We start from the raw sequence: 24639 nt of genomic DNA on the forward strand, positions 1-24639 counted from the left end.
TCTCGTCAGGTGGCGGCAGGTGCCGCGTGGACCGCAGGGATCGCGTGATTCAGTGCCAGGTCGAAGATGTCGAAGTTGCGCAGCCGCCGCTTCGGATCGACGCCCTGCAGTTGCCGGTTGAACAGCAGCGGCACCTTCTGCTCGGACAGCCCGCCGTGCGAACGCAGCGGCACCGTGAGGCCGCTCAAGTCGTGCTCCGAGGCGCGCGTGCCGATCACGGCGAGGTGGTCGGACACCACCACGAGATCGCCGATGCGGTCGGGCGGCAGCTCGAAGCGTTGAGCCGCTTCGTCGCGCGTGAGCACCTGTTCGATGCCATCCGTTCCGCGCAGCGCTTCGACCAGCGCGGGCACATCGACACCCGCTTCGAGGTACACGGTCGCAAAGGAACCGAGCGCGCCGTGATGCACCACGTACGGATCGGTGATCGGCAGGATCACCCGGCCGCGCCCCGCGCCGAGGCGCTCATCGAGCACCTCCTGCAGGAACACGATGCGCGGGTTGCCGGCCGCATCGGTCTTGGGGCTCATGCCGTGGTCGGCGGTGAGCGCGATGGTCGCGCCCAGTGCGTCGAGCTGCGCGAGGTAGCCGTCCATCATCGCGTAGAAGTCGTTGGCGCCGGCCGTGCCCGGCGCGCACTTGTGCTGCACATAGTCGGTGGTCGAGAGGTACATGAGGTCGGGCCGCTGCGTCTCCATCAGCTTCACGCCGGCCGCGAACACGAACTCGCTCAGGTCGGCGCTGTAGACCGAGGGCACGGGCTTGCCGACCAGCGCCAGCACATCGTCGATGCCGCCGTTGGCGCGCGTCGCCTGGTCGGCCTTCTCGGCCGAGAAGCAGATGCCTTCCATGCGGTGGCCGAGCAGCGTGCGCAGCTTGTCCTTGGCCGTGATCACCGCGACCTTCGCGCCGGCTTTGGAGAACACCGCCAGCAGCGTCTCGGCACGCAGGTAGGCGGGGTCGTTCATCATCACTTCCTTGCCCTGGGCGGTGTCGAGGAAGTAGTTGCCGCAGATGCCGTGCACCGAGGGCGGCGCGCCGGTCACGATCGAGAGGTTGTTCGGGTTCGTGAAGCTGGGCACCACGCAGTCGCCCACCAGTGAACTTCCAGCGGCCAGCATCTTCTTCATGAAAGGTGCGACACCGGCCTGGATTGCCTGCGTGATGTAGTCGGGCTCGCAGCCATCGACGCACACCACGACGACGGGTTGCGCGGGCGACCTGTAAGTGCGGCCGTTCACCGAGACATCCGGAAGGGTGGGCTTGCTGCTGGTCATTGATGCGCTCCTTGCTGAATCCATGCGCGCAACTTGGTCGACAGGTAGTCGGCCGTCATCACCATGACGACGATCACCAGGATGCAGGTCGCGGTGTCCTGGTACTGGAAGAGCTTCATGCTCCCCACCAGTTCGAAGCCGATGCCGCCCGCCCCCACCATGCCCAGCACCGTGGCCTGGCGCAGGTTGGTCTCGAAGCGGTAGACGATGACGCCGATCCACGCGGTCACGACCTGCGGGATCACGCCGAAGATGATGGTCTGTATGGGGCCGGCGCCGGTGGCGCGCAATGCTTCGAGCGGACCCTGGTCGATCTCTTCAATCGATTCGGCGAAGAACTTGCCGAGCATGCCCGCGCCATGCAGCGCCAGGGCCAGCACGCCGGGGAACGGCCCCAGGCCCACAGCCGCCACGAAGATCAGCGCGAGGATGATCTCGTTGATGCCGCGCGTGATGTTCAGCACCTGCCGCATTGCATGGAACACCGCGAGGTTCGGCGAGATGTTGCGCGCCGCGAAGAAGCACAGCGGCACCGCAAGAATCACCGACAGCAGCGTGCCCCAGAGCGCGATCTGCACCGTCTCGATGGCCGGCTTCACCAACCGCTGCATGAACTCCCAGTTGGGCGGCAGCATGCGGCCGAGGAAGTCGGCGATCCACGGCATGCCCTTGGCCAGTTCGCTGAAGCTCACCTGGCTGCCGATGGCGGCCCACCACATCACGCCCAGCGCACCGAGGCCGACGAGGGCGTACTTCCACCAGCCCGGGTTGCCGCCGCTCTTGGCGACCAGCAGGTTGTAGCGTCCGATGGCGATCATGATTGCTCCAGGGCGAGTTGCTGGGCGGGGCGCACCGCGGCCACGGGAGCGGCTGCGGGCGATGCGGCGGGTGCGGTCGGCTCGATCGGGCCGTCTTCCAGGCCACCCGGGTAGATGCGTTGCAGCACCTCTTCGGTCAGCTCGTCGGGACGGCCTTCGAACACCACGCGGCCGCCCGCGACACCGATCACGCGCTGCGCGAATTCGCGGGCGTAGTCCACCTGGTGCAGGTTGCAGATGACGGTGATGCCCGCTTCGCTGCTGGCCTGCTTCAGGTAGTTGAGCACCTTGCGCGAGGTCTTCGGATCGAGGCTCGCGACGGGCTCGTCGGCCAGGATCACCTTGGGCTGCTGCGCCAGCGCACGGGCGATGCCCACACGCTGCTTCTGGCCGCCCGAAAGCGTGTCGGTGCGCAGGTCCGACTTGTGGTCGAGCTCCACGCGGCGCAGGCATTCGCGGGCAATCGCGATGTCCTTCGCAGGGAAGATCTGGAACCACGAGGCGATGGCCGGCATCGAGCCGAGCCGCCCGGTCAGCACGTTCTTCAGCACCGACAGGCGCGGCACCACGTTGTAGTGCTGGAAGATCATCGCCACGTCGCGGCGCACCTTGCGGAGGCCGGCGCGGTCGCCACGCGAGCGCTCGCCATCGACATGGATCTCGCCCTCGCTCGGCTCGGCCAGGTGGTTGATGCAGCGAAGCAAGGTGGACTTGCCCGCGCCCGATGCGCCCAGGATGACGACGAACTCGCCCTTGCCCACCGTGAGGTCGACGCGGTGGAGCGCGGTGAAGTCGCCGTAGCGCTTGCAGAGGCCGCGGATTTCGATCATTTCATTTTCCTCAGGTCGAGGTTCAGCACCTTGGCCGTGTCGCGGATGATGTTGTAGGCCGCGTCGTTGGTCGGGTGGAAACCGTTGAGCTCGCCCTGGTCGGACCAGGGGATGTTCTTCACCTGCAGGAAGGCAGCCTGCACGCGCGTCTTGAGGTCGGCGGGCAGGTCCTTGCGCCAGACGGTGGGCGACTCGGGAATCGGGTCCGACTTCCAGACTTCGACCAGGTCTTCGCGCTTGACGAGACCCTTGGAAACCGCGGCATCGAGGATGCGGTCGGCAATCGCCGCGGCGTCCACCTTCTTGTTCTGCACCGCGATCGCGCTCGAGTCGTGCGAGCCCGAGAAGATCACGCGGCCGAAATCCTTGTCGGTGTTGAAGCCCAGCTTCATCAGCCCCGCCTTCGGGAACAGGTGGCCCGACGTGGAACTCGGGTCGACGAACGCGAAGGTCTTGCCCTTCAGGTCGGCCACCGTCTTGATGCCGGTGTCCTTGTGCGTGACGATCTGGCTGTAATAGAAGGTGCGTCCGGCCTTCTTGGTTTCGGCGACGGCGAAGGCCTCGATGTCGGCGACCGTTGCGCCCAGCACGTACGAGAACGGGCCGAGGTAGGCCACGTCGAGACGCTTGGAACGCAGCGCCTCGATCACGCCGTTGTAGTCGGCCGCCACGAAGGGCTTGACCGCGAATCCCAGGGCCTTGGACAGCATGTCCATCATGGCCTGGCTGTTGGCGATCATGGCGCGCGAATCCTCGGAAGGAATCAGCCCGACAGTGAGAACCTGCTGTGCCCGTGCCATCGGCACGAAGGCGGACGCTGTGACGGCTGCAGTGCCGAACAGCAACTTTCTGCGCTTCATCATGGTTGTCTCCAGTGGTCTGTGTTGCATGAATTCCTCCTGGTGTTTTCGAAGGGCAAAAGCGCCCGTTCCGAGTCTTCCAGTGCTTCGTGTCGTGGTCATGACATTGAGAGGATTTCGGGACGTCCGGCGTATTTCTGTCGCTGCCTGGTCCGTCTTGAAGCGGAGTAAATCACCGAGGCTCGTATCGAACAAATTCAAATTTTTTCAATGATCTATATACTGAATCTATAGATTCAAAGGGTCTTCCCCATGCGCCTCACACAGCTGCGTTCTTTCTATGCCGTGGCCCGCGAGGGCAGCTTCACCAAGGCCGCCGAACACCTGCATGTGAGCCAGCCCACCATCACCACGCAGGTGCGGTTTCTCGAAGAGGCCTATCAGGTGGAGCTCTTTCACCGGCGCGGCCGGCGCGTGCAGCTCACCGAAATCGGCGAACAGTTGATGCAGCTCGCGCAGCAGATCTTCAGCCTCGAAGGCGATGCGGTTGCGCTGCTTGGCGATGCGGGCACGCTGCGCACCGGCCACCTGCGCGTGGCGGCCGTGGGGCCGTATCACGTGACCAAGATGCTGGTCGACTTCAGCCTGCGCTACCCCGGTGTGAAGGTCACCGTAAGCACCGGCAATTCGCAGGACGTACTCGACAGCCTCGTCGACTACAGCGCCGATGTCGGCGTGCTCGCGCAGATGGTGCGCGACGACCGGTTCCTGTCGGTGCCGTTCAGCCAGCACCCGGTCGTGATGTTCGTTCCATCAACGCATCGCTTTGCGCGCCGGCGCAACATCCGGCTTGCGGAGCTGCAGGGCGAGCGGCTCATCATGCGGGAGCAAGGATCGACCACGCGCAAGGCGCTCGAACTTGCGCTCGCCAAGGCGAAGGTCGAGGTCGATGTGGTGATGGAGATCAGCAGCCGCGAAGTGATCCGCGAAGCCGTGTCGCAGGGCCTGGGCATCGCGGCGGTATCGAGCGTGGAGTTCGTGCCGAGCCCCGACCTGCGCATGGTGGGCTTCAGCGACACCGAGATCTTCACGTACGCGCACGTGCTGTGCCTCGCGGAGCGACGCGAGATGCGCATGGTCAGCGCCTTCTTCGACACGCTGGTGCCGGCCATCGAAGCGCGCAAGCGCAAGGCCTGAACCGCCGCGGGCTCAGCCGCGCGGATGGTGCGCCGCGTGCAGCTGCTTCAGGCGCTCGCGCGCCACGTGCGTGTAGATGGTGGTCGTGGAGATGTCGGCATGGCCGAGCAGCAGCTGCACTGCGCGCAGGTCCACGCCATGGTTCAAGAGGTGCGTGGCGAAGGCATGCCGCAGCGTGTGCGGCGACAGCGGCACATGGATGCCGGCAGCCGCGGCCTGCTTCTTCACGATGATCCAGAACATCACGCGCGTCATGCCCGCGCCGCGCGCGGTCACGAAGAGGTCGGGCGTCTGCTGTCCATCGAGGATGACGGGCCGCGACTCGTCGAGGTAACGCTCGATCCAGCGCCGCGCCTCGCCGCCGAAGGGCACGAGCCGCTCCTTGTTGCCCTTTCCGAGCACGCGCAGCACGCCGTCGTTGAGGCTCATGTCGATGACCTTGAGCGCCACCAGTTCGCTCACGCGGAGGCCGCTGGCGTACATCACCTCGAGCATCGCGCGATCGCGCAGGCCCAGCGGCGTTTCGACGTCGGGTGCGGCCAAGAGGTCATCAACCTGCTTCTCTGATAGCGTCTTGATGGCACGCGGCATCTGCCGTGCGGGTGCGAGCCGGATCGTCGGATCCGCCGTGATGCGGCGCTCGCGCAGCGCCCATCGGTAGTAGCGCTTGAACACGGTGAGCCGCCGGTTGGCCGAGGTGGCCTTGCCCTTTGTGGAGAGGCGCACGCCCATGTAGGCCTGCACGTCGGACTCTTGTGCGGTGTCGAGCGCGACGCCGCTGCGCTGCTTGCCCAGCCACTGCGAGAACAACGCGAGATCGCGCCGGTAAGCGGCCAGCGTGTTCTTCGAGAGCCCGTCCTCGAGCCAGAGGGCATCGATGAACTCGTCGATCTCAGGGGTGGGTGCTGCGGCGGCCTCGGTCATGCGGTGCAAGATAACAAAAGAAAAAGCCGCCCCGAATGCGGGCGGCTTCTGCGGGGTGAAGGCGGATCAGTCGAGCTTCAGGTTCTGCTTCTTCACGACTTGCTTGTACACGTCGTACTCGGCCTTGATCTGCGCTGCGAACTGCTCGGGCGTGTTGGCCACGATCAGCGAGCCGGTGTCCTCGATGCGCTTCTTCACGGCCGGATCTTCGACCGCCTTCTTCACGCCGGCGGCGACCTTGTCGACCACGTCCTTGGGCAGGCCCTTCGGGCCGAGGATGCCGTAGTAGGCCATGCGGTTCACCGGCTCCAGACCCACTTCCTTGAAGGTCGGCACATTGGGCAGCGCGGCCAGGCGCTGGGGCGCCGAGACCACGATCGGGATCAGCCGGCCGCTGGTGATGAAGGGCATCGCCGAAGGGATGTTGTCGAACATGATCGGCACCTGGCCGGCCACCACGTCGTTCAGCGCCGGGCCCGCGCCGCGGTACGGGATGTGCGTGACGAAGGTGTTCGTCAGGCTCTTGTAGAGCTCCATCAAGAGGTGACCGATGCCGCCCGTGCCCGACGAGGCGTACGAATACTTGCCGGGGTTCTTCTTCAGCTCGGCCACGAACTCGGCGTAGTTCTTCGCCGGAAAGCTCGGGTTCACCGCAATGATGTTCGGCGTGGCCGCGATGTTGGTGATCGGCGTGAAGTCGTTGATCGGGTCGTACGGCGTCTTCGGGTTGATGGCCGGGTTGGCCGCCGTGCTCGACACAGTGGCCACGCCCAGCTTGTAGCCATCGGGCGTGGCGCGTGCGGTTTCGGCCGCGCCGACGATGCCGCCGCCACCGGCGCGGTTGATTACCACCACGGGCTGGCCCAGGATCTTGCCCAGCGGATCGGAAATGACGCGCGCCACGATGTCCGTCGTGCCGCCCGGAGCGAACGGCACGCTCAGTTCGACCGGCTTGTTGGGATAGCCCTGCGCAAAGCTCTGGCCCGCGACTGCGGCCAGGGCGACTGCCCCCATCAGGGCGTTCCATTGACGACGTTGCATCGAATAACTCCTTGAATTGACTGGCTTTGACTGACGAATGTCGAAAAAAGCGAAGCCCGGATGCTAGCGGCTCCGGCGCCGGCCTCGTGCTCTGGATTACCCATGGTCCGTGCGGTTTATGCTCGAAGCGGTGAACTACGCGCAGCTGCTTTTCCCCGACTTCTCCCTCATCGCCATCGGCTGGCTCCTGTGCCGCTACACCGCGCTCGACCGCCGCGTGTGGGACCAGGTCGAGAGCCTCGTCTACTACTTTCTTTTTCCGGTGCTGCTGTTCCATTCGATCGTGCGCAGCCCGCTCGACTTCGGCGCCACCTCGAGCCTGCTGACCGCGGGTGTCGGCGTCGGGCTCTGCGGCATCGCGCTGGCCTACGCCCTGCCCTTCGTGCCCGGGCTCGGTACGCACATCGACCGGCGGGACCATGCCGCGAGCGCGCAGGTCGCGTTCCGCTTCAACTCCTTCATCTGCCTCGCGCTGGCCGACCGGCTCGCGGGCCCTGAGGGCCTCTTGCTCATCGCGGTGCTGATCGGCGTGTGCGTGCCGATGTTCAACATCGCCGCCGTGTGGCCGATGACGCGGCATGCGCAGACCGGCTTCGTGCGGCAACTGGTGCGCAATCCGCTGATCGTGGCCACGGTGGCCGGGCTGCTGGCGAACCTGCTGGGGTTCACGGTGCCGACCTGGCTCACGCCGACGCTCACGCGCATCGGCGCAGCCTCGCTCGCATTGGGCCTCCTGGCCGCCGGCGCGGGCATGCAGTTCGCCACGCTTGGGCGCGGCAAGGTGCTCGCGGTGTCGGTGCTGGCGATACGGCACCTGATCCTTCCGCTGGTGGCGTGGGGACTGGCGCGCGCGCTGCGACTCGACGGGATTCAGGCGTCGGTGCTGATGGCTTTTTCGGCAGTGCCGACCGCTTCGAGCGCCTATGTGCTCGCGGCGCGCATGGGCTACAACGGGCCGTATGTGGCGGGGTTGGTGACGCTGTCGACGGTGCTGGGGGTGGCGAGCCTGCCGTTTGCGCTGGCGTTGCCGCGATAGCTCAGCGCTGCATCAACGCCGGCACTGCCGACCCCAGCATCGCAACACCCGATGCGGTGAGCAACCCCAACACCAGCTTCCTGAACGCCGTCTCGCTGATCCCGATATAAAGCCGCGCCCCCAGCAACACCGGCACCGCGACGGCCAGCGCCACGAGCCCGAGCAGCGGCACCATCGAAGGCACGATGCTTCCGCTGAACAGATGGATCGCAAACGCCACCAGCAGCATCGAGAGATTGAAGTTCTGGATCACCGCGCGCTGCGTGTCGCGCTGAAAGCCGCGCAGCGTGCACCAGAGCGTCGGGATCGTTCCGGAGAAGCCCCCGATACCCGCCATCGCTCCGCCGATGGCGCCAACGATGCCATCCGCCACGCGGCCACCGAAGGTGATCTTCGGCAGGTGCTGCGACATCAGCATCGCCGGGCACCACAGCACCAGCAGCGTGCCCAGGCACACCTTGAAGACCACGAGATCCAGATGCGGCAGCAGCCACACGCCGAACGGCACGCCGACCAGGCCGCCGAGCACGAACGGCCAGAGCAAGGATTTGTCGAAAGCACGCCGCACCGTGACGGCCGCGATCACCTGCCCCGTCAGCGCACCGAACAGCGCGAGCACCGCGGCGAGTTGCGGCTCGAGGGTCCAGGCCCAGACCGACATCGCGACCAGTCCGAACGCAAAGCCCGAGAGGCCCTGCACGAATCCCGCCAGCACGGCGCCGACGATCACATAGACATACAAGGCTTGCATGCGGCCGATGATAGAAGCCGCCGCACTGCGCCCGCCTCAGCGCGTGGGCGCTGGAGATATTTCAATCAGGCCGATGCCGGCACCAGCGCCGTGCGGCGCACCCGCGTGACGTTGAACGCGCTCGCGATCAGCACGCCCTGCACCAGCGCCAGTCCGACGATCACGCTCGTGTACTGGCCATGGTCCATCAGGCGGCCGAACACCAGCGGTGCGAGCGCCTGGCCGATGTCGAGTCCTGCGTACACCACGCCGTAGACGCGGCCCGTGGCGTTGGGCGGCGTCGAGCGCTTGACCAGCAGATCGCGCGACGGGCCGGCCACGCCCGAGACGAAACCCATCGCGCCGAACAGCACCGGCACGAGGATCGGCGGGAACTGCGCGAAGGCCAGCACCAGCGCCAATGCCGCCGCGATGCCGAAGCCCGCGCCCACGATGCGTTCGCAGCGCGACGGGTCGGAGGCAAGAAAGCCCCCCACCACCATGCCGGCCGCGCTCGCCACCATGTAGACCGTGAGGCACACCGCCACCAGCGCCACCGGCACGGCATGCAAATGGCCCGCAGCCACCGGCGCGAAAGTCTGCACCACGCTGATCACCGCGGCATAGAAGAAGAAGAAACCGAAGCACATCCACACGGCCGGGATGCGCAGGAAATCGAACTCGCCGCCGATAGGCGCCGGCTCGCCCTGCCCCGTGGCCTTGTGCACGGCCGCGACGTCGAGCGACAGCACGCTGCGGTAGACCCACAGCACCAGCAGCACCAAGATGGCCAGCACGCCGGCCGATGCCAGCGCCACGCGCCACGAGAACGCAATGGCGATCGGCACGACGAAGGCCGGCGCGAGCGCCCAGCCCAGGCTGCCGGTGATGCCGTGCACGCTGTAGGCATGGCCCAGGCGCGTGGGTGCGACCTTGCGGTTGAAGAGCGTGTAGTCGACCGGGTGGAACACGCCGTTGCCGATGCCGCCGACCACGGCGCACACCAGCAGCATCCAGTAGCTCTGCGCCATCGCATAGCCGAAGGCGGCGAGGCCGAGCGCGCCGAGGCCGACGAACAGCACCGGGCGCGGGCCCAGCTTGTCGACGATGAAGCCCGAGGCCGCCTGCACGATGCACGAGACCACGAAGAACACCGTGAGCACCGCGCCCAGTTCGGTGTAGCTCACGTTGAAGGCGTCCTTGAGCCAGGGGAACAGCGGCGCCAGGATGAGCTGGCTGAAGTGGCTGATCGCGTGGGCCAAGCCGACAAGGCCGATGAGCTTCGCGTCGGAGCGCAAGGAGGTCGCTGGGGAGGTGGTGGTCGCGTGGGAAGACATGGATTGCTACAAAAAACCGGGGCAGGCACCGATGCTATGCCCGCGGGGAGCGGCAGAATGGCGATACAGCGACAACATTTGTCGAAACCATGCCACGCACCGCTTCCGCCTCCTTTCCCGCTCCGGTCACCAGCGTTGCCTCGCTCACGCCGCACCTCTTCGCACCCGACGCGGTGCGTCCGCTACGCGCCAAGGAACACTTCCTGAGCGCCGACACCTTCGTCGAACTGCACCAGCATCCGTGGCCGCAGCTCACCTTCTCCACCCGCGGCGTGATCCGCCTGAGCACCGAGGACGGCAGCTACATCGTGCCGCCCTCGCGCGCGCTCTGGGTGCCGGCGAACATGCCGCACAGCATCATGCTCATCGAGGACGCCGAGCTGCGCACCATCTACCTGCACGCCTGGCTCGCGCCCTCATGGGAGAAATGCGAGGTGCTCGAGATCAGCCCGCTGATGCGCGCCCTGATGCTCGCGCTGGACACCACGCCCGACGGCATGCCGCCGGCCGATCCGCAGGCGCCGCAGCGCGAACGCATGATCGCGCCGCTCCTGGTCGACGAGATCGAGCGCGCCACGCAGATCCGCATCGACGTGCCGCTGCCCACCGACAAGCGCCTGCGCCAGCTGTGCGAGGCGCTGCTGCGCAACCCGGCCGACCGCTCCACGCTGGCCGAGCGCGCGGCCACCATCGGCGCGAGCGAGCGCACGGTGGCGCGGCTGTTTCGCGACCAGCTCGGCATGAGCTGGCAGCAATGGCGCCAGCAGGCGGTGATGGCGCATGCGCTGCCGCTGCTCGCGCGCGGCATGGCGGTGAGCCAGGTGGCGGCCGCCAGCGGGTACGCCACCGACAGCGCGTTCTGCGCGATGTTCAAGGCGGCGACGGGGCGCTCGCCCACTTCGTTCCAGCACAAGAAGCGATCCGCCGCGACCGCTTGAGCCTTTGAAATGCAAGGGCGTCACGACGCTCTGGCAAGATCGGCGAGCCCCAAGAACCACGGACCATCCATCGATTCGCACATGGCATCGCCTCCCCGACCGCAGACCTGGACCGCCGACATCGGCCTGCGCATTCGCCGCCTTTTCCTGCTGAAGGCGGTCGGGACCACGGCCTTTACCTGGCTGTTCTTCATCGGCTACTTCCACCTGCTGCGCAACCCCTCCTACCCGGTCGCGGTGATGCCGCTCACGGCGCTGGACCACCTGATTCCTTTCCAGCCCTACACGCTGGGCGCGTACCTCTCGCTCTGGGTCTACGTGGGCATCGCGCCGGGGCTGCAGCTCACCTTTCGCGAACTGGTGGTCTACGGGCTGTGGATCGGCGGGCTGTGCCTCACCGGCCTGGGCCTCTTCTATTTCTGGCCGACGCAGATACCGCCGCTGACGATCGACGTCTCGGGCTACCCGGGGTTCGCGATGCTGCAGGGCGTGGACGCGGCCGGCAATGCCTGCCCGTCGATGCACGTGGCGGTCGCGATCTTCACGGCCCTGTGGATCGAGCATTTGCTGCGACAGGCGCGCACGCCCATCGTGCTGCGCATCGTCAACTGGGCGTGGTTCGCGGCCATCGCCTATTCGACGCTGGCCGTGAAGCAGCACGTGGTGCTGGACGTGGTGGCGGGCGCGCTGCTCGGCATGGCGTTTGCATTTCCCTCCCTGCGCTGGCGGCCGGGCAAGCGTTTGCGAGGGGATTCCCCTCTGGTTGGAGCGGATATCATTAGCCATCACTGACCAACACAGGCCGAGCGAGGAAGGGATCGACCCCATGGCACACCCCTCAAAGGTTGCATCGATCGATCAACGGCGGCACAAGACGACAGGCATCGCACGATGAGTTCGCTGAAGGAATTGCAGGACCTGATTCACGAGAAGTACGGCATCGAACCGTCCAAGCTCGACCCCAACGCCTCGATGCGCGAAACCGGCGGCCTCGATTCGCTGGCGCTGGCCGAATTCCTCTTTGCCATCGAAGACCACTTCGGCATCACCATGCCCGACGAGGACGCAAGCATCGACACCCTGGCCGAGCTCGCGCAACTGGTCGACAAGGTCCGGGCCGCGAAGCCAGCGTGAACCACCACGAGGTTGCCGTCACCGGGCTGGGCGTCATGGCGCCCCATGGCGACGAGCCCGGCGCGCTGTTTGACGCGCTGCTGCAGGCCCGATCGGCCATCCAGCCCGTTTTTCCTGAACTGCCCAAGCCGGCCGCCGCCGCCACGGTGGCTTTCGACGAGACGCGCTGGTTCACCAAGCTGCAGCTCGCCGGCGTCGACCGCGTCAGCCAACTCGCAGTGGCCGCGGCCGATCTCGCGCTGCGCGATGCGAACCAGCCCCTGGCCGATGCCGACCTCGAACGCGTCGGCGTCTACGCCGGCTGCGGCATGGGCGGCGCGGCGGCGCTCGAAGCGGCTTATCGCGGCAACGGGCGCGTGTCGCCGCTCACCATTCCGGCCTTCATGCCCAATGCGCCCGCGGCCCACGTGGCGATGCGCAACGGCGTGCTCGGCCCCGTGCTCACCTACTCCGTCGCCTGCGCGTCGTCGTCCGTCGCGATCGCCGAAGCGGCCAAGGCCATCGAGCGCGGCGAAGTGGACGTCGCCATTGCCGGCGGCAGCGAGGCGCTGATCGTGCCGGGCGTGGTGTTGGCCTGGCAGGCGATGCAGACACTGGCCACCTTTCAGCCCGGCGAAGCGGCCGGCGCGGTGCGGCCGTTCGCGAGCGATCGCAGCGGTTTCGCGCTCGGCGAAGGCGCGGCCTTCCTCGTTCTCGAATCCGCCGAGCGCGCACGCAATCGTGGTGCCCGCAGCTACGCCACGCTGGCCGGCTGGGGTTTGAGCAGCGATGCCACCCACCTCACCAAACCCGACGCACCCGGCCAGGCGCGCGCATTGCGCCAGGCGCTGCGGCAGGCCGCCCTGCAACCACGCGACGTGGGCTACTGCAATGCGCACGGCACGGCCACGCGCATCGGCGACGTGGTCGAGCGCAATGCGCTGGCCGAGGTGTGGGGCGACGATTTCGACGGTTTGCGCGTGAGCTCGACCAAGGCGCTGCACGGCCACATGCTCGGCGCGGCGGGCGCCATCGAGGCACTGATCACGGTGCTCGCGCTGCATCGCCGGCAATTGCCGCCCAATGCGAACTGCAGCGAGATCGACCCGGCCTGCCACATGAACCTCGTGATGCAGGACGACAGCGCCGCACCGAGGCTCGAAGCGGCGATGAGCAATTCCTTCGCCTTCGGCGGCACGAACTCGGTGCTGCTTTTCCGCCGCGCTGACTGACTAGGCAGACGGCTGCGACGCGGCCCCCGCCTCGCAGAGCCATTCGACGAACGCCTCCGCCAGCGGATCGGCCGTGCGAGTCGGCGCCATGAACACGCTGTAGCCGCGGCTCGACGGCGCACGGTGCGCGCATGCGAGCTGCAGCTCTCCCGAACGCAGCTCGCGCTCGACGTAGTACAGCGGCACCAGCCCCACGCCGAGATCGGCCCGCACCGCCGCAACCAGCGAAGAGAAGAGATCGAAGCGGTGTCCGGTCACCAGGTTGTCGGGCGGTTGCGCATGCGGCGTCTGCGCGAACCATTCTTCCCACGCCCCCATGCGCGTGCGCAGTTGAAGCAGCGGCGCGACGCGAAAGTCGCCGCGCCCCATCGCGGCCCGGCCCTTCGCGCGCGGGGAACACACGGCCACGCAGAACTCGCCCATCAGCGGCCGCGCATCGGCGCCGGGCCACACCGCGTCGTCGTACTGCACGCCCACATCGAACGGCATGTCGGCCATATAGAGATCGGTCGGAAACACCTGCAGATGCAGGCTGCAGCCCGGATTCCGTGCGATGAACTGCGGCAGCAGCGGCGTGAGCCAGCCCTCCGCGAGCACCGGCACCGCGCCGACGATCAGCCTGAGGCCGTCGACGCGCTGCGCCATGGCTTCGAGCGTGTGGTTCTGCAGCCGCATCAGGTCGCCCGCGATCTGCCCGTGGTAGCGGCGACCGGCGTCGGTGAGCTCGGTGCCGCGCGCGGTGCGCTGCACCAGCCGCACGCCGATCTGCGATTCGAGGAGCCGCAGCTGCTGGCTCACGGCGCTGTGCGTGAGGCAAAGCTCCTCGGCCGCCTTGCCCACGCCGTGATGGCGGGCCACCGCATCGAAGATCAGGAGCGCTCGGGTGCTCGGAATGTGGCGGCGCATGGCGGTGTTCGTAAGAAAAACTGACAAGGCCAAAGATTAAACCAGAGCAGGCGCCTCACTTGCCCCTAAGAATTGCTGACGGCGCCGCGCCGGCGGCGCCCTCCCGCGCCTTCTCAACCTTCAAGGACAAACCACCGCCATGCCTCGCTCCGCGTCATTCCGCCTTGCCCCGATCGTCCTCGCCCTGGCCTGCGCCGCCGGGGTCGCCCAAGCCCAGAACGCGGCCGTCGCGGCCACGCCCGCGCAGGTCCGGCCCGAGATCGACAAGGCCTACACGCAGCTGATGGCGGCGCCCGCGATCCAGAAGCTGCTCGATGCGGTGAAGGCCGACCACGAACGCTCTGTCGAAGACCTGAAGATGCTCACCGAAATCGAAGCGCCTCCGTTCAAGGAACAGAAGCGCGCCGAAGCCTTCCTCGCGCGCATGAAGGCGCTGGGCCTCGCCGACGCGAAGATCGACGCCGAAGGCAACGTCGTCGGCCTGCGCAAAGGCTCGGGCAATGGGCCGAAGCTGCTGATCTCCGCGCACCTCGACACCGTGTTCCCCGCCGGCACCGACGTGAAGGTGAAGGAGCGCGACGGCAAGCTCTACGCGCCCGGCATCTCCGACGACACGCGCGGCCTCGCGGTGCTGCTCTCTTGGCTCAAGGTGCTCAACGACAACAAGATTCAGACGGTGGGCGACCTCCTGATCGTCGGCAACGTCGGCGAAGAAGAGCTGGGTAACCTGCGCGGCATCAAGGCGATCTTTCGCGACCACCTGGACATCGACGGCATGGTCGGCCTCGAGCCGGCGCCCGACGGCACGGTGCTGATGCTGGGCACGGGCAGCCACCGCTACGAAGTCACCTTCAAGGGCCCGGGCGGCCACAGCTTCGGCGCGTTCGGCCAGGTGCCGAGCGCGATCCACGGCATGGGCCGCGCGATCGCGAAGATCGCCGAAGTCCGCACGCCGACGTTCCCCAAGACCACCTTCACCGTCGGCACCGTGGGCGGCGGCACCTCGGTGAACACCATCGCGCCGGACGCACGCATGGCCATCGACATCCGCTCCGACGAAATGGCGCCGCTGCTGGAGACCGAAAAGAAGATCCTCGCGGCCATCGACGAAGCGGTCGAGGAAGAGAACAAGCGCTGGAACGTGACGACCCTGAGCGCGAGCCGCAAGCTGATCGGCGATCGGCCCGGCGGCCGCACGCAATCGGACACGGTGGTCGTCGAAGCGGCCACGCGCGCGAACAGCGCCTTCGGCCACAAGACCCTGCTGACGGGCGCGAGCACCGATGCCAACGTGCCGATGTCGCTGGGCATCCCGGCCATCATCATCGGCGCCGGCGGCAAGACGGGCGGCTTCCACGCGCTGTCGGAATGGATCGACGTGACCGATGGCTGGAAGGGCGCGCAGAACTCGCTCGTGACGGTGCTGGGCCTGGTCGGGGTGCAGGGCACCAGCGAACCCCTGCTGGAGAAGCGCGCGCCGCGCAAGAACTAGCGCGAGCCCGGGGGCCATGCCCCCGGAAACGCCGGGGACTCTCCGGTATGCTGGCGGGCGCTTCTCCCCTTTGCTTTCCAAGGAGACCACCATGCATGCCCGCTCCACACTCATTGCCCTGGCCCTGCTCGCCGCAGGCGCCTCGGCACAGGCCAACGACCTGCTCGACCAGCTGAAGGAAAAGGCCGGCGCCGCCGCCAGTTCGCAAGGCAGCAACCTCGGCTTCAAGATGCCCGCCATCGGCTCCAGCACCATCGGCAGCGCTGCCGGCGTGCTGCAGTACTGCGTGAAGAACAACTATCTCGGCGGCGACGCGGCCTCGGTGAAAGACAAGCTGCTGGCCAAGATCACCGGCCAGAAGCAGCAGGAAAAGAACTTCGAAAGCGGTGCGAAAGGCTTGCTGAAAGGCGGCGACGGCAAGACGCTCAACATGAAGATCCTGTCGTCGAAGGTGAAGGAAAAAGCCTGCGACTACGTTCTGAAGAACGCCACCTCGCTGATCTGACACCGCTCCCCGCATTGCCCCCGCGCGGCGCACCGCGCATGTGCTTGCCTGTTTCTCCCCGTGCGCGCGTAACGACTCCATGACCCCGGCTGCCTCCCCCTCTTCCCTGCGCCAGCGCCTCGCGCGCTGGGTTCCCTGTCTTGCATGGCCCCGTCCTTCCGCGGGGCTGCTGCGCAGCGAGGCGATGGCCGGCATCACCGTGGCGCTGATGGTCATTCCGCAAGGCGTGGCGTATGCGGCGCTCGCCGGCATGCCGCTGGTCACCGGCGTGTATGCCGCGCTGTTCCCCGCGTTGATCGCGGTGATGTTCAGTTCGTCGCAACGGCTGTCGGTCGGGCCCACGGCGCTCACCAGCCTGCTGGTCGGCGCCTCGCTCGCGCCGCTTGCGGTGGCGGGCAGCGACGAATGGGTGGCGATGGCGGTGTGGCTCACGCTGATGTCCGGAACGATCCAGATCGTGCTGGGTGCGGGGCGCTTCGGCTGGCTGCTGCGGCTGGTCAATTCACCGGTGCTGATCGGCTTCACGCAGGGCGCGGCGGTGCTGATTGCGATCTCGCAGTTGCCGTCGCTGCTGGGCTTCACCGGGCGCACCATTCCGCAGGTGCTGCAGGGCGGGCCGCTGCCCGATCTCGTGGCCATCGCCTTTGGCCTCGGCAGCATCGCGGTGCTGTGGCTGGGCAAGCGGTTCATGCCGCGTTTTCCGACCACGATGGCATTGGTGGCCGGCGCTGCCGCCATCAGCTGGGTCATGAACTACGCGCTGCGCGGCGGCGCGGTGGTCGGCAGCCTGCCTTCCGGCTTGCCCTCGTTCTACTGGCCCGGCCTGCTCCCGTTGAGCACCTTCAGCGCGCTGGTGCTGCCCGCGCTGATGATCACGCTGGTGAGCTTTCTGGAGACCGCCTCCAGCGCCAAGGTCGACAACGCACGTGCCGGCACGCTGTGGAACGAAAACCAGGACCTGATCGGGCAGGGCCTCGCCAAGCTGGCCTCGGGTTTCACGGGCGCTTTCCCGACCAGCTCGTCGTTCTCTCGTTCGGCCATCACGCTCTATGCGGGTGCGCAGACCGGCTGGGCGACGCTCTTCAGCGTGGTGGTGGTGGCCGGTGCGCTCCTGTGGCTGATGCCGCTGCTCTATCACGTGCCGCAGGCGGTGCTGGCGGCCGTGGTGGTCACGGCCATCCTGGGACTGGTGAAGCCGGCGAGCTTCACGGCGCTCTGGCGCGTCTCGCGCATCGAGGCGGGCATCGCCTTCGGCACCTTCGTTCTGACGATCGCGACCGCGCCGAGCATCTACTGGGGCGTACTCGGCGGCCTGCTCGCGAGCATGGCGCATTACATGTACCGCCACCTGCATCCGCGCATCATCGAAGTGGGCCTGCACCCCGACGGGAGCCTGCGCGACCGCAACCTCTGGAAGCTGCCGCCGCTCGCGCCGCAGCTCTATGCGCTGCGCATGGACGCCGAACTCGACTTCGCCTCCGCCTCCACGCTCGAACGCGCGCTCACCGTCGCGCTGGCCGAGCGCCCCGACCTCACCGACGTGTGCCTCTTCGCACAGCCCATCAACCGCATCGACATCACCGGCGCCGAAGTGTTCGGCTCGATCCGCCGGATGATGGAAGCCAAGGGCGTGCGCCTGCACCTGAGCGGCATGAAGCTGCCGGCGATGGAGGTGCTGGAGCGCGCCGGCCTCCTTGCGCCGGGCCCGATGCTCTTCAGCTACCGCACCGACGGCGAAGCGCTTGCGGCGCTGATGCCGCGCATCGAGGTGCCGACAGAGACCGAGACCGCAGGCTGACGGCACGAGCAGCCGCCCCATGAAAACCACCATCGAAGAACTCGTCGCGTTTCGCACGGTGGTGGACACCGGCTCGATCACCGCCGCGGCCGAGCAGCTCGGCCACACGGTCTCGGGCATCAGCCGTGCGCTGAGCCGGCTCGAACAGAAGCTCGATACCACGCTGATGCGCCGCACCACGCGGCGACTCGAACTCACCGAAGAAGGCGCGGCCTTTTTGCAGCGCACCCGCGCGATCCTCGATGCGATCGACGATGCCGAAGAGCAGATGGCCGCGCGCCGCGAGCAGCCTGCCGGCCGTCTGCGCGTGAACGCTGCCTCGCCCTTCATGCTGCACGCCATCGTGCCGCTGGTGCCCGAGTTCCGGAAGCTCTACCCGCAGATCAGCCTGGAACTGGACACCGACGACCTGCCCATCGACCTGCTGGAGCGCCGCACCGACATCGCGATCCGCATCGGGCCGCTGCGCGACTCCACGCTGCATGCGCGGCCGCTGGGTACGCACCGCCTGCGCGTGCTCGCGAGCCCGGCGTATATCGAAGCGCACGGCAAGCCGCGCACCACCGCCGAGTTGGCCGATCACGCGCTGCTGGGCTTCACGCAACCCGAGTCGCTCAACCGCTGGCCGCTGCGCGGGGCGCATGGCGACGAATGGGCCATCGCGCCGACGCTCGCCGCATCGAGCGGCGAGACGCTGCGCCAGCTCGCCTTGGCCGGCGCAGGCATCGTGTGCCTCGCGGACTTCATGACCGCCGCCGACCGCGCGAGCGGTGCGCTGGTGCAGGTGCTCGCGAAGGAAACGGTGGATGTGCGCCAGCCGGTGAACGCGGTGTACTACCGCAACACGCAACTGTCGGCGCGGATCACGTCGTTCCTGGACTTCCTGTCGCAGCGAATGACGTGAATGCGGTCGCTTATTTCGGCTGGGCCGGAACGAAGCGCTCCACCGCCGCCGACTTGATCTCGTACCCGCTCACGCCCATGTCCGCCGAGGCGTAGCGCGCGGCCTTCAGGACGCCGCTGACCTTCACCGTGTCCATTGCGTGCAGCCCCTTGAAGGCCTGGTCGGCAATCACGTGCACGATCTGGTTGGCGGGCGGGGGCGGCGTGTGGATGCAGGCGCCGAAGTACGGCACGAGAAGGAATTCGCGGATGCCGTCCTGGGTGCTGTCGAGCGGCACCACAAACCCAGCGAGCTTGGCCGCGGTGCCGTCGAGCGCCACGTTGACCGGCGCGTTGTCCCAGACGGCGCGCATCTCGTCGAGCATCTGGATCGCGCGGGGGTCGTTGTCGCGCAGGGCTTCAAGGCTGATGTTGCGGTAGCGCTTGGTCGGATCCCAGCTCTTGGGGATGAGTTCGTCCCAATTGAGCTCCGGGGCCGAGGCGACGCTCGCATTGCTGGCGGTGGCGGACCCGGGTCCGCAGCCCGTGAGCCCGAAGGCCGTGAGGGTGAGGAACAGCGCCGTCAGGGCACGCGCGAGGAAAACTGTCATGGCGTCGATTGTGCTTGGAAGATGTTTCAGACCCATAACGCGAGGCCGAGTTGCCTCTTTTTGAAGCCAATGGCACAAATTCCGGTCAACGCGCCAGAATGCCGCACCACGATATCGAGGAGATCCGCATGGCAGCTACAGGATGGCTGGGACTCACGTCCCTCGGCTTGGTTCACACCGCGATCAGCCTGGTCGCCGTCTTCGCGGGGATCGTCGCCCTGCTGCGCTACAAGGAAATCACCCTCCGCACCGGGTGGGGCCAGGTCTTCGTCTGGACCACCGTGCTCACCTGCCTGACCGGCTTCGGCATCTTCCAGCACGGCGGCTTCGGCAAGCCGCATGCGCTGGGCATCATCACGCTGGCTGCGCTGGCGGTCGGTGCACTGGCCGGCCGGGGCAGCCTCGGGAAGCACTCGCGCTACATCGAGGCCGTCGCCTATTCGGCGAGCTTTCTCTTCCATTGGATTCCGGCTTTCACCGAGACGCTGACCCGGCTCCCGCTCGGTGCGCCGCTGCTGTCGAGCGCCGAGGCGCCCGAACTGAAGGCGATCACCGGCGTGCTGCTGGTGCTGTACCTTGCCGGCGTGGCACTGCAGATCCGCCGGCTGCGCGGCACCGCCGCCGCGAGCCCGCTGGCGGCGACGACCGGCGCCTGAGCTTCAGCTGCCGGTGAAGCGCGGCGGGCGCTTCTCGGCCCAGGCGCGCTGGCCTTCGCGCAGGTCGGCGGACGCGGCCGAGCGCGCCATGTCGTGCCGCAGCGCTTCTGCATCGAGCGTGCCGCGCGCGATGTGGTTCAGGTGCTTCTTCATGCCGACGAGCGGAATCGGCGCCATGCCCGCCAGCGTTGCCACGAGGCGCTGCCCCGCCGCCGCGAGTTCGGTGGGAGGCACGAGGTGCGTAAGAAAGCCGATGGCCTTCATCTCCCCGGCATCGATGCGCTCGGCCGTGAGGAACAGCCGCTTCGCGTGGTCCAGCCCGAGCCGCGTGACGTAGCGCTCCAGCCCCCGTTGGTAGAAGTGAAGCCCGAGTCGCGCGGCCGGCATGAACATGTCCATGCCCTCGACGCCGAGCCGGAAATCGCAGGCCAGCGCGAAGTCGGTGGCGCCGCCGTAGACGCTGCCCTGCATCAGCGCGATGGTGACGGGGCGCGCATCTTCAAGTGCGTTCACCACCTCGTCGAACGCCACGTCGCGCGAGGCGCCGATGCGGCCGATGTCGTAGCCGCTGCAGAAATACTTGCCCTCGGCCTGCAGCACGAGCACCAGCACCTCGGGCCTGGCGTTCACTTCTTCGATGTGCGCGGCGATGGCCGCGAGGTCGTCGGGCTCGAGCCGGTTGGCCTGCCCGGGGCGCCGCAGCGTGATGTGCGCGACCGCGCCGTCGATCGTCAGTTTGGGAATGCCCATGCTCAGCGTCCTTTGAAATGCGGCGTGCGCTTGTCCATGAAGGCACGGCGGCCCTCGCGGTAATCCTCGCTGTCGAAGCAGCGGTTGACCAGCTCCTCGATCGCCTCCGCCTCGGGCGTGGCCGAGTAGCGCTCGAAGGCGCGCACCGCGGCCTTGGCCGCATGGACAGTGAGCGGCGCGTTGCCCGCAATGCCCTGCGCATAGGCGCGCACCTGCTGGTGCAGCTGGCCGTCGTCGGCGATGGTGTTCACGAGCCCGATGCGCAACGCCTCGTCGGCCGCGAGAAAGCGCGCGCTGAAAAGGATGTCCTTCGCCGCGGACGGCCCCACCAGCCGCGCGAGCGCCGCGATGCCCGCGTACTCGTAGCCCAGCCCGAGCTTTGCCGCCGGAATGCCGAAGCGCGAGCCCGCGGTGGCGATGCGCACGTCAGCGGTCAACGCCAGCGCGAGGCCGCCGCCGATGCAGAAGCCTTCGATCATCGCGATGAGCGGCTTGGTGAGCTGCGCGAGCCCGAGCTGGCCGCGCGCGGCGATCTTTCCGTAGGCCTCCTTCTGCTCGGCGTTGGCGCGGAACTGCTCGAACTCCGAGATGTCGGCACCGGCCGCGAACGACTGGCCGCCGGCTCCGCGCATGACGACCACGCGCACCTGCGCATCGGCCTCGAAGGCCTCGGCCGCGTCGCCAAGGCCCTGCCACATCTCCAGCGAAACGGCATTGCGCCGCTCGGGGTTGTTGAAGGTGAGCCAGCCGACGCCGTCCTCGACCTCGGCCACGATCTTCGAAGTTGCCAGCGGCAGGCGGCGCGCGTTGGAGGTGCCGGGCGCGCTCATGCCACGGCTCCTTCGGCGCGCATCGCCGCAATGGCGCCGTCGTCGTAGCCCAGCTCCTGCAGCAACGCGTCGCTCTGCTCGCCGGGGTCGGGGCCCGCCAGGTGAAAGCGCGGCGGATGCGGCACCGCCGAGAGATTGATCGGCGAACGCAGAAGCTCGATGTCGCCCAGCACCGGATGCCGGGCGGGCCGCGTCATGGCGAGGTGCTTCACCTGCGCGTCCTCGAAGGCCTGCCCGATGTCGTAGATCGGTCCGCACGGCACGCCCGCCGGATTGAGCCGCGCCACGAGTTCGGCCGTGTCGAAGCCCGAGGTGATCTCGTCGATGTCGGCGTCCAGTTGCGCGCGGTGCGCGAGCCGCGAGGCGGCCTCCTGGTAGCGGGCGTCGGCGAGCAGCGACCGCGCATCGAGCGCCTCGCAGAAGCCAGCCCACATGCGCGCCGTGGTGGCCGCGATGTTGACCATGCCGTCGCGAGCGCGGTAGGTGCCCATCGGCGCGAGCGTGGGGTGCGCATTGCCCTGCTGGCGCGCCACCTCGCCGTCGACCGTGTAGCGCGCACCCTGGAAGTCGAGCTTGTTGAGCATGCTCTCGATCAGCGAGGTGTGGACCCATTGCCCCTCGCCCGTGTGCTCGCGATGCAGCAGCGCGAGCAGGATGCCCTGCCCGAGGAACATGCCGGCGGTGGTGTCCGAGATGGCGATGCCCACGCGCACCGGCCCGCGCCCGGGCTCGCCGGTCACCGAGCTCAACCCGCACATGCCCTGCACGATCTGGTCGACGCCGGGCCGGTCGCTGTACGGGCCGTCCTGCCCGAAACCCGAGATGCTCGCGAGGATGACGCGCGGGTTGATGCGCTGCAACTGCGCATAGGTCAGGCCCAGGCGCTCCTTCACGTCGGCGCGGAAGTTCTCCACCACCACGTCGCTGCGCGCGATGAGCCGCCGCAGCACCTCGGCGCCGCGCGGCGACTTCAGGTCCAGGCACAGGCTGCGCTTGTTGCGGTGCAGGTTCTGCTCGTCGGAGCCGCGGCGCCGTCCGGTGACGGAGCCGCGGTCCTGCGCGGGCGGCGGATCGACGCGCGTCACGTCGGCGCCCCAGTCGGCCAGGAGGCGCACGGCCACGGGGCCGGCGCGGGCGATGCTGAGGTCCAGCACCTTGTAGCGGGAGAGCGGAAGTTCGGCGGGCTGGATGTCGGTGTCGGTGTCGGCCATGGCGATGTGCTTTCGGTGGTCGGTGTGTGTTCGCCCGCGCCTCAGCGCGCGGCCCAGTAAGTGCGGAAGGCCTGGCGCGGATCGTCCTCGGCACGCGTGCGGCTGCTGTCGCCCTGGAAGACCAGCGTGCCGCGCCGCTGCGCCGTGTAGGCCGGCCACTGAGGCGTGCGTGCGTTGTTCGGATCGCCAGTGGCTGCGAAGGCGACCCAGGCGCCCGCGAGCTGGTCGGCCAGCCGCACGCTCTCCGCGCTCGGGCCGTTCAGGCCGTGGCGGATGTCGTGCAGGCTCGGCCCGATGTCGGTGCCATGCGGCGCGCCGTAGCGCCCGCCATAGGCCGGGCTCGGAATCTTCCAGAGGTAGGCGTAGGCCGGCGCGGCACCCGCGGCTGCCGCGGCGGCCTTGCGCTCGGCCTGCAGTTGCGCAGCCCGGCGGAAGGTCATGTCGGTGTCGATGCGCGCCTGCAGCACATAGGGCGACGCGGACGGGTCCTCGTCGCGGTACATGGCCACGAGGCGGCGCGCATCGTCGCCCACGCGGGCTTCGGCGAATTTCAGGAGAGCCGCCTCGTCGGCGTTGAAATCGATCCGGCGATAAGCCCTCTCGTCGAGCGTGGTGCCCACGATCATTGGCACCGCGGCCGAGAGCGCGGGCGCGTCCGGATCGAACGGATGCCGCGCGATGGCCGTGCCGTCGAGCACCGGCGAGAAGGCGCGCGGCGCCTCGCCCTTCGCGCGGTCGGCGTTCTCCATGGTCACCTGCGCCGCGAGCAGCGTGTGCATCGGCAATGCCTGCAGCCGGGCGATCGGGTCCTTGCCGAGGCCCAGCGATGCGACGAACTCGCCGGCGGCCTTGCGGGAGGCTTCCTGCGGCGCCACGCGCAGGCCCGAGCCGCTCATCACGCCCGCGCGGTGAAAGAGCCCGCGCGCCGAGGGCATTGCCATCAGCACGCTGGTCTTCAAGCCGCCGCCGGACTGGCCGAACACCAGCACGCGCGACGGGTCGCCGCCGAAGGCCGCGATGTTCTCCTTGATCCAGCCGAGCGCCGCGACGATGTCGAGCATGCCCGCCGCGCCCGACTGCGCCATGCGCGCATCGCCCAGCCCCGAGAGGTCGAGGAAGCCGAAGGACCCGAGCCGGTGGTTGAGCGTGACGACCACCGCGTCGCCGAAGCGCGCGAGCATCTCGCCGTCGAACTGCGGCGAGTTGCCCGAGCCCGCGTAGTAGCCGCCGCCGTGCAGGTGCACCATCACCGGCCGCCGGCTGCGGCCCGAGGGCGAGGCGGAAGGCGTCCAGATGTTCATCACCAGGCAGTCCTCGCCCATGCCGCCCGGCTGCAGGTCGTACATGATGAGATCGGCATAGGCGCGGCGCCGGTCGGCCGGCATCTGCGGCGCGTAGTTGCCATAGGCGGTCGCGTCGCGCACGCCGGCCCAGCGCGCCACCGGCGCGGGCGGCATGAAGCGGTTGGCGCCCGAGGTGTCGGCGCCGTAGTGCACGCCCTTGAACACGGCGATGCCGCCGGACATGAGCCCGCGCAGCCGGCCGTTCGCCGTCTCCACGACAGGAAAGATCTCGCCCTCGGTCATGGCGCGCGCGCCCCTGGCGCACCACAGCGCGCCGGTGGCGACGGCCGCGCCGAGCAGGCCGCGGCGGTTGAGAAAAGGCGTTGATCGAGGTTGCTGCTGCATCGTCACGTCGGAGGTCTTTCTGTTGTCGTTGCGTGGA

25 protein-coding genes are annotated in these 24639 nt (G+C 68.0%); 11 read left to right on the forward strand and 14 right to left on the reverse strand.

The genetic code is table 11. The annotated features are described in order from the left end of the window. Positions 1-5: 5 nt before the first annotated feature. The 4 genes from phnA to phnD are packed head-to-tail and all read right to left on the reverse strand — an operon-like array spanning position 6 to position 3785. Positions 6-1277 carry a phosphonoacetate hydrolase gene (phnA, locus tag QFZ83_RS17965; protein ID WP_307508649.1) on the reverse strand — a complete coding sequence of 424 codons (1272 nt, stop codon included), beginning with the start codon at positions 1275-1277 and terminating at the stop codon, positions 6-8. Continuing rightward, on the reverse strand, positions 1274-2095 hold the full coding sequence (gene phnE / locus QFZ83_RS17970; RefSeq protein WP_307508653.1) for a phosphonate ABC transporter, permease protein PhnE: 822 nt from the start codon (positions 2093-2095) through the stop codon (positions 1274-1276). Before phnE ends, phnA begins: the two co-directional genes overlap by 4 nt. Beyond that, on the reverse strand, positions 2092-2925 hold the full coding sequence (gene phnC / locus QFZ83_RS17975) for a phosphonate ABC transporter ATP-binding protein (protein ID WP_307508655.1): 834 nt from the start codon (positions 2923-2925) through the stop codon (positions 2092-2094). The genes phnE and phnC overlap by 4 nt, the downstream gene beginning before the upstream one ends. After that, entirely contained in the window at positions 2922-3785 is an 864-nt protein-coding gene (phnD, locus tag QFZ83_RS17980) for a phosphonate ABC transporter substrate-binding protein (protein ID WP_307512749.1), read from the reverse strand. Before phnD ends, phnC begins: the two co-directional genes overlap by 4 nt. Before the next feature lie 252 nt (positions 3786-4037). Between phnD and QFZ83_RS17985 the strand changes: the two genes are divergently transcribed. Continuing rightward, positions 4038-4922, forward strand: coding sequence for a LysR substrate-binding domain-containing protein (locus tag QFZ83_RS17985; protein ID WP_013540580.1), 885 nt, complete (start codon positions 4038-4040; stop codon positions 4920-4922). A gap of 12 nt (positions 4923-4934) precedes the next feature. On the opposite strand, the gene xerD is transcribed toward QFZ83_RS17985, so the two are convergent. Together xerD and QFZ83_RS17995 are read right to left on the reverse strand one after the other, a co-directional pair. Continuing rightward, a complete protein-coding gene (xerD, locus tag QFZ83_RS17990) occupies positions 4935-5846 on the reverse strand; it encodes a site-specific tyrosine recombinase XerD (RefSeq protein WP_307508658.1) in 912 nt (303 codons plus the stop codon). A gap of 66 nt (positions 5847-5912) precedes the next feature. Then, a complete protein-coding gene (locus QFZ83_RS17995; RefSeq protein ID WP_307508660.1) occupies positions 5913-6887 on the reverse strand; it encodes a tripartite tricarboxylate transporter substrate binding protein BugE in 975 nt (324 codons plus the stop codon). A gap of 118 nt (positions 6888-7005) precedes the next feature. On the opposite strand from QFZ83_RS17995, the gene QFZ83_RS18000 reads away from it, so the two are divergent. Then, positions 7006-7923, forward strand: a complete 918-nt coding sequence (locus tag QFZ83_RS18000) for an AEC family transporter (protein WP_307512751.1) — start codon at positions 7006-7008, stop codon at positions 7921-7923. A 1-nt stretch (position 7924) separates the two neighbouring features. Here the strand turns inward: QFZ83_RS18000 and QFZ83_RS18005 are convergent, their stop codons facing one another. Then, positions 7925-8674 carry a sulfite exporter TauE/SafE family protein gene (locus QFZ83_RS18005; protein WP_307508662.1) on the reverse strand — a complete coding sequence of 250 codons (750 nt, stop codon included), beginning with the start codon at positions 8672-8674 and terminating at the stop codon, positions 7925-7927. A 65-nt stretch (positions 8675-8739) separates the two neighbouring features. Then, positions 8740-9990 carry an MFS transporter gene (locus QFZ83_RS18010; protein ID WP_307508665.1) on the reverse strand — a complete coding sequence of 417 codons (1251 nt, stop codon included), beginning with the start codon at positions 9988-9990 and terminating at the stop codon, positions 8740-8742. 89 nt (positions 9991-10079) lie between these two features. Between QFZ83_RS18010 and QFZ83_RS18015 the strand changes: the two genes are divergently transcribed. From QFZ83_RS18015 to QFZ83_RS18030, 4 genes are all read left to right on the forward strand, one after another. Then, positions 10080-10928 (forward strand): helix-turn-helix domain-containing protein, encoded by an 849-nt coding sequence (locus tag QFZ83_RS18015; RefSeq protein ID WP_013540574.1) that lies wholly within the window; start codon positions 10080-10082, stop codon positions 10926-10928. 81 nt (positions 10929-11009) lie between these two features. Then, positions 11010-11720: a phosphatase PAP2 family protein gene (locus QFZ83_RS18020; RefSeq protein WP_307508668.1), complete on the forward strand. Its 711-nt coding sequence runs from the start codon at positions 11010-11012 to the stop codon at positions 11718-11720. A 99-nt stretch (positions 11721-11819) separates the two neighbouring features. Then, entirely contained in the window at positions 11820-12062 is a 243-nt protein-coding gene (locus tag QFZ83_RS18025) for an acyl carrier protein (RefSeq protein WP_013540572.1), read from the forward strand. After that, the gene (locus QFZ83_RS18030) at positions 12059-13273 is read left to right on the forward strand and encodes a beta-ketoacyl-[acyl-carrier-protein] synthase family protein (protein WP_307508669.1); all 1215 of its coding nucleotides are present in this window, start codon (positions 12059-12061) and stop codon (positions 13271-13273) included. Before QFZ83_RS18025 ends, QFZ83_RS18030 begins: the two co-directional genes overlap by 4 nt. On the opposite strand, the gene QFZ83_RS18035 is transcribed toward QFZ83_RS18030, so the two are convergent. Further along, positions 13274-14179 (reverse strand): LysR substrate-binding domain-containing protein, encoded by a 906-nt coding sequence (locus tag QFZ83_RS18035; protein WP_307508670.1) that lies wholly within the window; start codon positions 14177-14179, stop codon positions 13274-13276. A gap of 139 nt (positions 14180-14318) precedes the next feature. Between QFZ83_RS18035 and QFZ83_RS18040 the strand changes: the two genes are divergently transcribed. The 4 genes from QFZ83_RS18040 (at position 14319) to QFZ83_RS18055 (ending at position 18878) form a co-directional block, all read left to right on the forward strand. Then, positions 14319-15671 (forward strand): M20/M25/M40 family metallo-hydrolase, encoded by a 1353-nt coding sequence (locus QFZ83_RS18040; protein WP_307508672.1) that lies wholly within the window; start codon positions 14319-14321, stop codon positions 15669-15671. A gap of 91 nt (positions 15672-15762) precedes the next feature. Then, complete coding sequence (locus tag QFZ83_RS18045) at positions 15763-16176, forward strand: DUF2501 domain-containing protein (RefSeq protein WP_306877487.1); 414 nt, start codon at positions 15763-15765, stop codon at positions 16174-16176. A gap of 79 nt (positions 16177-16255) precedes the next feature. Further along, complete coding sequence (locus QFZ83_RS18050) at positions 16256-17974, forward strand: SulP family inorganic anion transporter (protein WP_307508675.1); 1719 nt, start codon at positions 16256-16258, stop codon at positions 17972-17974. Positions 17975-17993: 19 nt separating this feature from the next. Then, positions 17994-18878, forward strand: coding sequence for a LysR family transcriptional regulator (locus QFZ83_RS18055; RefSeq protein WP_307508678.1), 885 nt, complete (start codon positions 17994-17996; stop codon positions 18876-18878). 10 nt (positions 18879-18888) lie between these two features. Here QFZ83_RS18055 and QFZ83_RS18060 read toward each other — a convergent pair whose 3' ends face one another. Continuing rightward, positions 18889-19467 carry a DUF3299 domain-containing protein gene (locus QFZ83_RS18060; protein WP_307508681.1) on the reverse strand — a complete coding sequence of 193 codons (579 nt, stop codon included), beginning with the start codon at positions 19465-19467 and terminating at the stop codon, positions 18889-18891. A 128-nt stretch (positions 19468-19595) separates the two neighbouring features. On the opposite strand from QFZ83_RS18060, the gene QFZ83_RS18065 reads away from it, so the two are divergent. Beyond that, on the forward strand, positions 19596-20123 hold the full coding sequence (locus QFZ83_RS18065) for a hypothetical protein (protein WP_307508683.1): 528 nt from the start codon (positions 19596-19598) through the stop codon (positions 20121-20123). Positions 20124-20126: 3 nt separating this feature from the next. Here the strand turns inward: QFZ83_RS18065 and QFZ83_RS18070 are convergent, their stop codons facing one another. From QFZ83_RS18070 to QFZ83_RS18085, 4 genes are read right to left on the reverse strand one after another with little or no spacing between them, the layout of a single operon-like run. Beyond that, the gene (locus tag QFZ83_RS18070) at positions 20127-20873 is read right to left on the reverse strand and encodes an enoyl-CoA hydratase/isomerase family protein (RefSeq protein WP_307508685.1); all 747 of its coding nucleotides are present in this window, start codon (positions 20871-20873) and stop codon (positions 20127-20129) included. A 2-nt stretch (positions 20874-20875) separates the two neighbouring features. Continuing rightward, complete coding sequence (locus QFZ83_RS18075; protein ID WP_307508687.1) at positions 20876-21703, reverse strand: enoyl-CoA hydratase; 828 nt, start codon at positions 21701-21703, stop codon at positions 20876-20878. Further along, positions 21700-22914, reverse strand: a complete 1215-nt coding sequence (locus tag QFZ83_RS18080; RefSeq protein ID WP_307508689.1) for a CaiB/BaiF CoA-transferase family protein — start codon at positions 22912-22914, stop codon at positions 21700-21702. Before QFZ83_RS18080 ends, QFZ83_RS18075 begins: the two co-directional genes overlap by 4 nt. Before the next feature lie 41 nt (positions 22915-22955). Further along, positions 22956-24602 carry a carboxylesterase/lipase family protein gene (locus tag QFZ83_RS18085; protein ID WP_307512753.1) on the reverse strand — a complete coding sequence of 549 codons (1647 nt, stop codon included), beginning with the start codon at positions 24600-24602 and terminating at the stop codon, positions 22956-22958. Positions 24603-24639: the final 37 nt, after the last annotated feature.

The organism is Variovorax sp. W1I1 (assembly GCF_030815625.1).
Classification (GTDB): Bacteria; Pseudomonadota; Gammaproteobacteria; order Burkholderiales; family Burkholderiaceae_C; genus Variovorax; species Variovorax paradoxus_C.

What these genes read in the sequence shown, in the direction of transcription:
- phnA (WP_307508649.1), bottom strand. Translation starts at nt 1,277, where the DNA reads ATGACCAGCAGCAAGCCCACCCTTCCGGATGTCTCGGTGAACGGCCGC.
- QFZ83_RS18010 (WP_307508665.1), bottom strand. Translation starts at nt 9,990, where the DNA reads ATGTCTTCCCACGCGACCACCACCTCCCCAGCGACCTCCTTGCGCTCC.
- QFZ83_RS18005 (WP_307508662.1), bottom strand. Translation starts at nt 8,674, where the DNA reads ATGCAAGCCTTGTATGTCTATGTGATCGTCGGCGCCGTGCTGGCGGGA.
- QFZ83_RS18085 (WP_307512753.1), bottom strand. Translation starts at nt 24,602, where the DNA reads ATGCAGCAGCAACCTCGATCAACGCCTTTTCTCAACCGCCGCGGCCTG.
- QFZ83_RS18065 (WP_307508683.1), top strand. Translation starts at nt 19,596, where the DNA reads ATGGCAGCTACAGGATGGCTGGGACTCACGTCCCTCGGCTTGGTTCAC.
- QFZ83_RS18040 (WP_307508672.1), top strand. Translation starts at nt 14,319, where the DNA reads ATGCCTCGCTCCGCGTCATTCCGCCTTGCCCCGATCGTCCTCGCCCTG.
- QFZ83_RS18045 (WP_306877487.1), top strand. Translation starts at nt 15,763, where the DNA reads ATGCATGCCCGCTCCACACTCATTGCCCTGGCCCTGCTCGCCGCAGGC.
- QFZ83_RS18020 (WP_307508668.1), top strand. Translation starts at nt 11,010, where the DNA reads ATGGCATCGCCTCCCCGACCGCAGACCTGGACCGCCGACATCGGCCTG.
- phnD (WP_307512749.1), bottom strand. Translation starts at nt 3,785, where the DNA reads ATGAAGCGCAGAAAGTTGCTGTTCGGCACTGCAGCCGTCACAGCGTCC.
- QFZ83_RS18000 (WP_307512751.1), top strand. Translation starts at nt 7,006, where the DNA reads ATGCTCGAAGCGGTGAACTACGCGCAGCTGCTTTTCCCCGACTTCTCC.
- phnC (WP_307508655.1), bottom strand. Translation starts at nt 2,925, where the DNA reads ATGATCGAAATCCGCGGCCTCTGCAAGCGCTACGGCGACTTCACCGCG.
- QFZ83_RS17995 (WP_307508660.1), bottom strand. Translation starts at nt 6,887, where the DNA reads ATGCAACGTCGTCAATGGAACGCCCTGATGGGGGCAGTCGCCCTGGCC.
- QFZ83_RS18075 (WP_307508687.1), bottom strand. Translation starts at nt 21,703, where the DNA reads ATGAGCGCGCCCGGCACCTCCAACGCGCGCCGCCTGCCGCTGGCAACT.
- QFZ83_RS18055 (WP_307508678.1), top strand. Translation starts at nt 17,994, where the DNA reads ATGAAAACCACCATCGAAGAACTCGTCGCGTTTCGCACGGTGGTGGAC.
- QFZ83_RS18050 (WP_307508675.1), top strand. Translation starts at nt 16,256, where the DNA reads ATGACCCCGGCTGCCTCCCCCTCTTCCCTGCGCCAGCGCCTCGCGCGC.
- xerD (WP_307508658.1), bottom strand. Translation starts at nt 5,846, where the DNA reads ATGACCGAGGCCGCCGCAGCACCCACCCCTGAGATCGACGAGTTCATC.
- QFZ83_RS17985 (WP_013540580.1), top strand. Translation starts at nt 4,038, where the DNA reads ATGCGCCTCACACAGCTGCGTTCTTTCTATGCCGTGGCCCGCGAGGGC.
- QFZ83_RS18015 (WP_013540574.1), top strand. Translation starts at nt 10,080, where the DNA reads ATGCCACGCACCGCTTCCGCCTCCTTTCCCGCTCCGGTCACCAGCGTT.
- phnE (WP_307508653.1), bottom strand. Translation starts at nt 2,095, where the DNA reads ATGATCGCCATCGGACGCTACAACCTGCTGGTCGCCAAGAGCGGCGGC.
- QFZ83_RS18025 (WP_013540572.1), top strand. Translation starts at nt 11,820, where the DNA reads ATGAGTTCGCTGAAGGAATTGCAGGACCTGATTCACGAGAAGTACGGC.
- QFZ83_RS18060 (WP_307508681.1), bottom strand. Translation starts at nt 19,467, where the DNA reads ATGACAGTTTTCCTCGCGCGTGCCCTGACGGCGCTGTTCCTCACCCTC.
- QFZ83_RS18070 (WP_307508685.1), bottom strand. Translation starts at nt 20,873, where the DNA reads ATGGGCATTCCCAAACTGACGATCGACGGCGCGGTCGCGCACATCACG.
- QFZ83_RS18035 (WP_307508670.1), bottom strand. Translation starts at nt 14,179, where the DNA reads ATGCGCCGCCACATTCCGAGCACCCGAGCGCTCCTGATCTTCGATGCG.
- QFZ83_RS18080 (WP_307508689.1), bottom strand. Translation starts at nt 22,914, where the DNA reads ATGGCCGACACCGACACCGACATCCAGCCCGCCGAACTTCCGCTCTCC.